Raw genomic sequence first — 7,644 nt, 5'->3', positions numbered from 1 at the left:
CCAACTTCAAAGTCGTTAGGGTCATGACCTGGAGTGATCTTAACTACACCTGTACCAAATTCCATATCAGCATGCTCATCGCCAACAACAGGAATAGGACGATTGATAATAGGAAGCATTACATTCTTGCCAATATAATCTTTATATCTTGGATCTTCAGGGTTTACAGCTACAGCTGTATCACCAAGCATTGTTTCAGGACGTGTTGTTGCAAATTCAAGGAACTTAGTTGTAGAAACGCTGCCATCATCTTCAACAAGAGGATACTTGATGTGCCAGAAATGGCTTGCCTGCTCCTTGTATTCAACTTCTGCATCTGAAATTGAAGTCTTACAAACAGGGCACCAGTTAACCATTCTCTTGCCCTTATAGATGTATCCCTTCTGATGCATCTTAACGAATACTTCTGTAACTGCCTTATTGCAGCCTTCATCCATTGTAAAACGTTCTCTGTCCCAGTCACATGAAGAACCAAGCTTCTTGAGCTGGTTTACGATACGTCCGCCGTATTCTTTTCTCCAGTCCCAGCACTTCTCAAGGAAGCCTTCGCGTCCAAGATCAGCCTTGGTAATGCCCTGCTTTTTGAGCTCATTTATAACCTTAACCTCTGTAGCTATGGAAGCATGGTCTGTTCCAGGCTGCCAGAGTGCATTATATCCTTCCATTCTCTTATATCTGATAAGGATATCCTGCATTGTATTATCAAGAGCGTGTCCCATATGGAGCTGTCCTGTAATATTCGGAGGTGGAATCACAATAGTAAATGGTTTCTTCTTTTCGTCAACTTCTGCATGGAAATACTTCTTTTCTTCCCATTTGCTGTAAAGACGATTCTCAATACCCTGAGGATCATAGTTCTTTGCCAGTTCTTTTTTCATGGTCTTTTCCTTTCTTAATGAGATTGTAAGGTTTGTCCACCGCCTGGCTCATATACATAAAAAAGCCCTCGGCCGGACATTGTCGGCCAAGGGCGTCATAAACGCGGTACCACCTTGATTCCATGGATAAAAAACAATCCATGCTCATTTAGCCTGTAACGGAAGGCACCCGGGACTACCTTTGTATATAGAATACTTTCTGAGCAGTCCGGCTAGCACATAATGCGGGATGCATTTGGTACATTTTAGAAATACAAGGATGTACTTCTATGTTCTTATGTGCAGAAGCTACCTTCAGGATACGACAGCACGCATTTTTCCACCCTATCAAATGCTCTCTGTTGAGTGTCTGTAACCTTACTCCTCTTCTTTATCGCCATAAACGTGATAATTATAGATGTCACGCCTTATATAAAATTATTTTAATCTTATCACTTGAAAAGAACTTGTCAAGTTTTGATTGTTACTTGTCTGAAAAAAAGATCAATAAACGTTTTATCACAAAAACGACACGAGTGTCATGCGTTTTTGGGTTTACATAATTCTATTGACTACACCAGTTCTTGTTCCAAAATCCATTACGCGTTTAACGTTATTTCATAAGTATACCAACATGGCAGATTTATGCGGTTTCTGAAACTCGTTTTTTAAAATATCCCCAATTTCCACGGAGTTATCCACATAGACACAGGTGTCAGTTTCATGTTTTTTTAACTGCTTTTGTACCATCATAGGTGCTTTTTTTGCAAAAATTCAAACAATTTCATGCAATTGTTCGGTTAACATATGTCCTTCTCAAAATACTTTATGTCAACCCTTTTGCTGATTTTTATGATTTACTATAATAGTACCTTTTACAAGTCCTTGTATTGGCTTATTCTAGACCAAAAGTCACCAATCTCACTATTGACCGTTTCGGTCGTAACTGTTGTGATTCCCTTCCACTCCCTTGGAAACAAAGATTTATAGCTACTTTGAAGGAATCTGTTATCAAGAAGTGCGACAACGCCTGTATCTTCTTCTGTTCTTATGACACGCCCCGCTGCCTGAAGCACTTTGTTCATACCGGGATATCTGTAAGCAAAGTCATATCCGTCTCTTCCGTTTTCATCAAAGTAATGTCTCAAGACTTCGCGCTCATTACACACAAGCGGAATGCCACAGCCTACTATTATTGATCCAATAAGCGAATCTTTTCTAAGATCAATACTCTCAGAGAATATACCTCCCGTCACACAAAAGCCTATAACAACTCTGTCATCTTCTATATCTACATCCATATTTATAAGATCTGACAGATTCACATCATTACCTTCAGAGAACATATCAAGGAACATTTCTCTTTCTTCCTCTGACATATTACTTCCCTGGGCAAGAACCTGTGCTGCATCAATTTCGGCAAACTTTGATAGATATACCTCATATACTTCTTCAAGGAATGCATGTGATGGGAAAAAGACCATATAATTGCCACGTTTTTTCTGCACGATCCTGTGAATATACTCTGCAATCCTTTCATATTGCACAGGCCCCCTGTCTGCATAACGGCTTGTCACATCTTTGGCTATTACTATGCATCTTTTTTCAGGGTCAAAGCTCGAGTTTGAATACATCTCGTAATCTTCATCTGTTCCGCCCAAAAGCTCCTTGTAATACTGGATAGGAAGAAATGTAGCAGAAAAAAGTATAGTAGATACAGCCATAGACATGCATGCACCAAGATTCTCAGAAGGATTAACGCACAAGAGCCTTATCCTGAAGCCTTCGTTCTCATCCCATTCCTGATATATCCTGTAATGATCATCAAGCTTTTCATATATAGTAAGGAATCTTGTAAGTTCAAAATAATAATCAACAATCTCATCGTGGTAAGGTCCATCAGAAACATCATCAAGATATGAAGATATTGATGATGAAAGCTTATCTGCCATAACTGCAAGAGGTTCTATAGTTTCAAGCATCTGAGGCCTGTCGGATGAATCTCCCATAGATACAAGGAGATTATAAAGTGCTGTCATCTGTCCTTTAAATGGAACCGATACAGATCGCAGCATATCTTTAAGATCCTGAATGGGCATAAGTCTCATATCAGCACTGTACATGCTTCTGCCCCTGTCTACAAGGTTATGGGCTTCATCTATAAGGAATATATAATTTCCTTTTGAATTGTCCGCAAAATAACGCTTAAGATACACAAATGGATCAAAGACATAGTTATAATCACAGATAATGCCATCAGCAAACAAGCTTATATCGAGCGAGAGCTCAAAAGGACATACCATGTGCTTTCTTGCATAATACTGGATAGTATCGCGACTATAATTATCCTCATTGACCATAAGATCGAGCATGGCCTCATTGATCCTGTCATAATGTCCTTTAGCATATGGGCACTTCTCAGGATTGCATTCTCCATCTTTGGAAAGACATATCTTATCTTTGGCAGTTATAATAGCTGTTTTAAAGCGAAGCTTCCCTGTTCTTCTAAGAAGCTGAAAGGTATCAGACGCAGCAGCTGCTGTAAGTGTCTTAGCTGTCATATAGAAGAGTTTTTCAGCTTTCCCTTGTCCTATAGCTGCAATTGCAGGAAAAACTGTTGTAATAGTCTTACCAGTACCTGTAGGAGCTTCAAGGAAGAGTTTCTTGCCATGGACAATTGTCCTGTAAACTCCGGAAGCAAGCTCCTTTTGTCCCTTTCTGTAGGGAAAAGGAAATTCACACTTCTTAATGGAGCTTGTACATGTATTATTCCACTCTGCCTTAAAGTCAGCAAAAACCTTGTACTTATCTATTACTTCTTCAAACCATCCTACAATTTCAGATGCAGTATATGTAAAGTTAAAATACTTAAGCTGTTCTGTTTCAAGACTGCAGTAGGTCATCCTGACCCCAATCTGTTCCAGTGTGTTCTGAATAAGGTAGATAGCTGCATATACCTTAGCCTGCGCAAGATGTACAGGCACTGGTTCATCCATGTGATCAAGGTTTCTGTAAGTACCCTTAATCTCATCTATAACAACTGGATCTCCTTCTTCTATTCCATCTGCACGGCCTTCTATAGTAAGATCATACTTGGATGTGTGTATATTATAAGAAAGAGGAACCTCTGCATGATATGATGAGCCCTGCATCTTCTGGATCTTACGATGTATCCTCCCACCTTCAAGCATGGCATTTTCTGCTGATGTATGTATACGATTGTCTATATCGCCCTGTCTTAAGATAAATTCAACAAGGCCTCTAACAGAGATATTGATCTGCATTTACTGTCCTCTTATAATCTGACTGATTTATTATAGCTCCCATAATTATGCCATAATATCTTTATTCTTATATGAAAAAAGCTCCTCATGGATTATACCACGAAGAGCCTTTGGATTATTAAAAGTTATGCAATTACAGGTAAAAAATTATGCTGTAACTGAAGCAAGGTAAGATTCGAAATCTTCATTCTCACCGAAGAAACTTACGGTAAGCTTTCTTGTAAGGTCAAGGCCAAGAATTCCAAGAATAGATTTGGCATCTACTACTACATGACCATAAGAAATATCAACATCAAAGTCGCACTTCTCTGCAGCTCTTACGAAATCTTTAACCTCTGATGGTGATAACTTTATAACGTGCTGTATTCTCTCTTTAACCATTATTTCAACTTCCTTTCTGTATACGGTATAGCCATAACCGTATATCGATCAAAACTTGGCTTTCATAAGTATGTAACCTCTGAAAAAACTTATCAATAACAGATAAACATCTGAAAGCCACACCAAAAATCGAACTGAATAAAACTTTTCCTCGTCCAATTTCAATTTATTATATAGCATGCAAGGTAATTGTAAAGGCTTTCAGGGGCTAAAATATTCACAAACTTTGTGCTCAAAATTGCACATTAGCATTCAATAATGCTCAAATATAATCATTTTTATATATAGAATTATCATTTTTTAGTTAATCTGTGATATGTTTTTGTGAGTTTTTACTTATTCATTCATAAAACAGCTCAAAATTAAGCATCACAAAATTGCGCAACAATTATTAAAGCTTTATCTTCTTTTATATTGGCCTATTTTTTACTTGAAATGAATAAAAAAAAGAGTTTTAATAAGAAAGTAGTTTTTTTATGCAAAATTTGAAAGGTATATACCATTATGGAAAAGCTTAAATTACCAAAAGAGTATCATTCAGAGCTGAGTCTCCATGATACACAGATTGCAATTAAAACAGTAAAGGACTTTTTCCAGAGTATGCTGTCAGCACGTCTCAATCTTCAGCGTGTATCAGCTCCTCTGTTTGTAGACCCAACATCAGGTCTTAATGATAATCTAAACGGTGTAGAGCGCCCTGTTGCATTTGATATTCTTAATGACAAGGATCATACAGCAGAAATAGTCCAGTCACTTGCAAAGTGGAAGCGCTATGCTCTTAAAAAGTATGGTTTTAACGTAGAAGAAGGTCTCTATACAGATATGAACGCTATCCGTCGTGATGAAGAGACTGACAATATTCATTCAATATTTGTAGATCAGTGGGACTGGGAAAAGGTCATCCGCAAAGAAGACCGTAATACAGACTACCTTAAAGAGACAGTACGTCAGGTCTACAAGATACTCAGAAAGACAGAAAAGTTCCTTTCTATCCAGTATGATTATATAGAAGAGATTCTTCCACATGATATCTTCTTTATTACAACTCAGGAACTTGAAGATATGTTCCCTGAATATTCACCAAAGGAGCGTGAATACTACATCACTAAAGCCAAAGGTGCTGTATGTATCATGAAGATCGGCGATAAGCTTGCTTCAGGTGAGCCTCACGATGGCCGTGCTCCTGACTATGATGATTGGGAACTTAACGCAGATATCCTTGTATATTATCCTGTGCTTGATATAGCACTTGAGCTCTCATCAATGGGTATCCGTGTAGATGAGAACTCTCTTAAGTCTCAGCTTGAAAAAGCCGGCTGCCCCGAGCGTTCTAAGCTTCCTTTCCAGAAAGCTATCCTTAATAAGGAACTTCCTTATACTATCGGTGGTGGTATCGGACAGTCACGTATATGTATGTTCTTCCTGCGCAAGGCTCATATAGGTGAAGTACAAAGCTCTCTTTGGCCTCTTGAAACAGAAAAGGCATGCGCAGAGAACGGAATACAACTCTTATAATGATAGATATCAAAAAAGAAGAAAAAAAGCCAATCGTAGTACTGGTTGGTCTTAATACAGATCGCGATGAAGACCTCTTTGAAAGCTCCATGCAAGAGCTCAGAGGTCTATCTGAAGCGGCAGGAATGAAGGTCTGCGCTGTAGTGACTCAAAATGCTGAGTCTCCCACGCAGGCCACTTTTGTTGGTAGCGGTAAAGTTGAAGAGATAAAAGCCCGTATTGAATATGATGATGCTGACGCTGTAATCTTCAATCAGACTCTATCACCCATGCAGATAAGAAACCTTGAAAAGATCCTGAATAGAGAAGTTATAGACAGAACAGCTCTTATACTCCAGATATTTGCAGACAGAGCCCGCACAAGAGAAGCCAGACTTCAAGTTGAAACTGCAAGACTTCAGTACCTTCTTCCAAGACTTTCTCATATGAGAACAGGTCTTACAAGACAGGGAGGTGCATCAGGTTCAAAATCCAGTAAAGGTGCCGGTGAAAAGCAGCTTGAGCTTGATAAAAGGCGCATAGAACACCGCCTTGCTGAGCTTAGAAGAGAACTTGAAGCTGTCAACAAGGAACGCTCAACCCAGAGAAGCAGAAGACTTTCATCTCCTGTCCCCAAAGTAGCCCTTGTAGGATATACAAACGCCGGCAAATCTACTGTCATGAATCATCTTATAAACGACTTTGCTGATGGCAATACCGATGATAAGAAGGTTCTTGAACAGGATATGCTCTTTGCTACACTTGATACCACTATAAGAAAGATCTCTCCGGCAGGCCACAGAACTTTCCTCTTATCTGATACAGTAGGCTTTATTGACGATCTTCCTACAACACTTGTAAAGGCTTTCAGATCGACTCTTGAAGAGATTAAATATGCAGATCTGCTTCTGGAAGTAATAGACTTTTCAGACCCTGATCACGCAAGACATATGGAAGTAACAGATAAGACTCTTGCAGAGATCGGAGCAGGTGAAATACCAAAAATATATATATTTAACAAATCGGATATAGCAGATGAAAAAGGAACCACAATGGTTCAGCTTCCTTATGTTCGTGATCACAGAATATATATGGCTGCCAAGAAGGATATAGGAACAGAAGAACTCTTATCCCTTATTGATAAAGTTCTCCTCGAAGGAAGCGTCCTGTGTGAACTTCTAATACCCTATTCACAAGGTGGTATCATTGCTGCGATCAACGATGGATGTGAGGTTTTAGATACCGAATATCTTCCTGAGGGAACTAAGATCAAAGCTAAATTAAAGAAAAAAGATCAAAACAAGTACTCTGAATATATCATTCAGAACTGAATTCATATTTCATAGCTGAATTCATTACTTTAGCTGAACACATCAACAAACTTAGATTATTCAGCAGCAAGTCTGAAGTGCGCCACATGAAGCGAGCAGGTAATCTTTAAGATCATCTACTGTATCAAAGATCTTATCTGCTCCGGCTTTCTTCAGCTCAAGATAAGTACCATAGCCATAGGTTACGCCTAGTGCCATAAGGTCATAGTTGCATGCTCCGACCATATCGTAGCATCTGTCACCGACCATAGCAGTCTCATCAGCATTGGCCATAAGTCTTCGAAGAGCTTCTTCTAC

The 7,644-nt window shown here is 39.0% G+C and carries 6 protein-coding genes; 2 read left to right on the top strand and 4 right to left on the bottom strand.

Going from position 1 to position 7,644, the window contains the following annotated elements; genetic code table 11:
• The 3 genes from K6G87_RS19335 to K6G87_RS19325 all read right to left on the bottom strand — a co-directional run.
• Window positions 1–878: class I tRNA ligase family protein (locus K6G87_RS19335; RefSeq protein WP_296840977.1), on the bottom strand; the 878-nt coding region annotated here is incomplete at its 3' end.
• An 854-nt stretch (window positions 879–1,732) separates the two neighbouring features.
• Complete coding sequence (locus K6G87_RS19330; RefSeq protein WP_296840974.1) at window positions 1,733–4,141, bottom strand: ATP-dependent DNA helicase; 2,409 nt, start codon at window positions 4,139–4,141, stop codon at window positions 1,733–1,735.
• A gap of 147 nt (window positions 4,142–4,288) precedes the next feature.
• Complete coding sequence (locus tag K6G87_RS19325; RefSeq protein WP_296840972.1) at window positions 4,289–4,522, bottom strand: HPr family phosphocarrier protein; 234 nt, start codon at window positions 4,520–4,522, stop codon at window positions 4,289–4,291.
• A 504-nt stretch (window positions 4,523–5,026) separates the two neighbouring features.
• On the opposite strand from K6G87_RS19325, the gene asnA reads away from it, so the two are divergent.
• Together asnA and hflX are read left to right on the top strand one after the other, a co-directional pair.
• Window positions 5,027–6,037: an aspartate--ammonia ligase gene (asnA, locus tag K6G87_RS19320; protein WP_296840969.1), complete on the top strand. Its 1,011-nt coding sequence runs from the start codon at window positions 5,027–5,029 to the stop codon at window positions 6,035–6,037.
• Window positions 6,007–7,347 (top strand): GTPase HflX, encoded by a 1,341-nt coding sequence (hflX, locus tag K6G87_RS19315; protein ID WP_296840966.1) that lies wholly within the window; start codon window positions 6,007–6,009, stop codon window positions 7,345–7,347. Before asnA ends, hflX begins: the two co-directional genes overlap by 31 nt.
• A gap of 60 nt (window positions 7,348–7,407) precedes the next feature.
• Here hflX and K6G87_RS19310 read toward each other — a convergent pair.
• Window positions 7,408–7,644 (bottom strand): HAD hydrolase-like protein (locus K6G87_RS19310; RefSeq protein ID WP_296840963.1); only part of this gene is annotated, 237 nt, incomplete at its 5' end.

It is taken from the genome of Butyrivibrio sp., from assembly GCF_024699075.1.
Note: the sequence above shows the minus strand (reverse complement) of the source record. Positions and strands in the feature narration are given on the sequence as shown.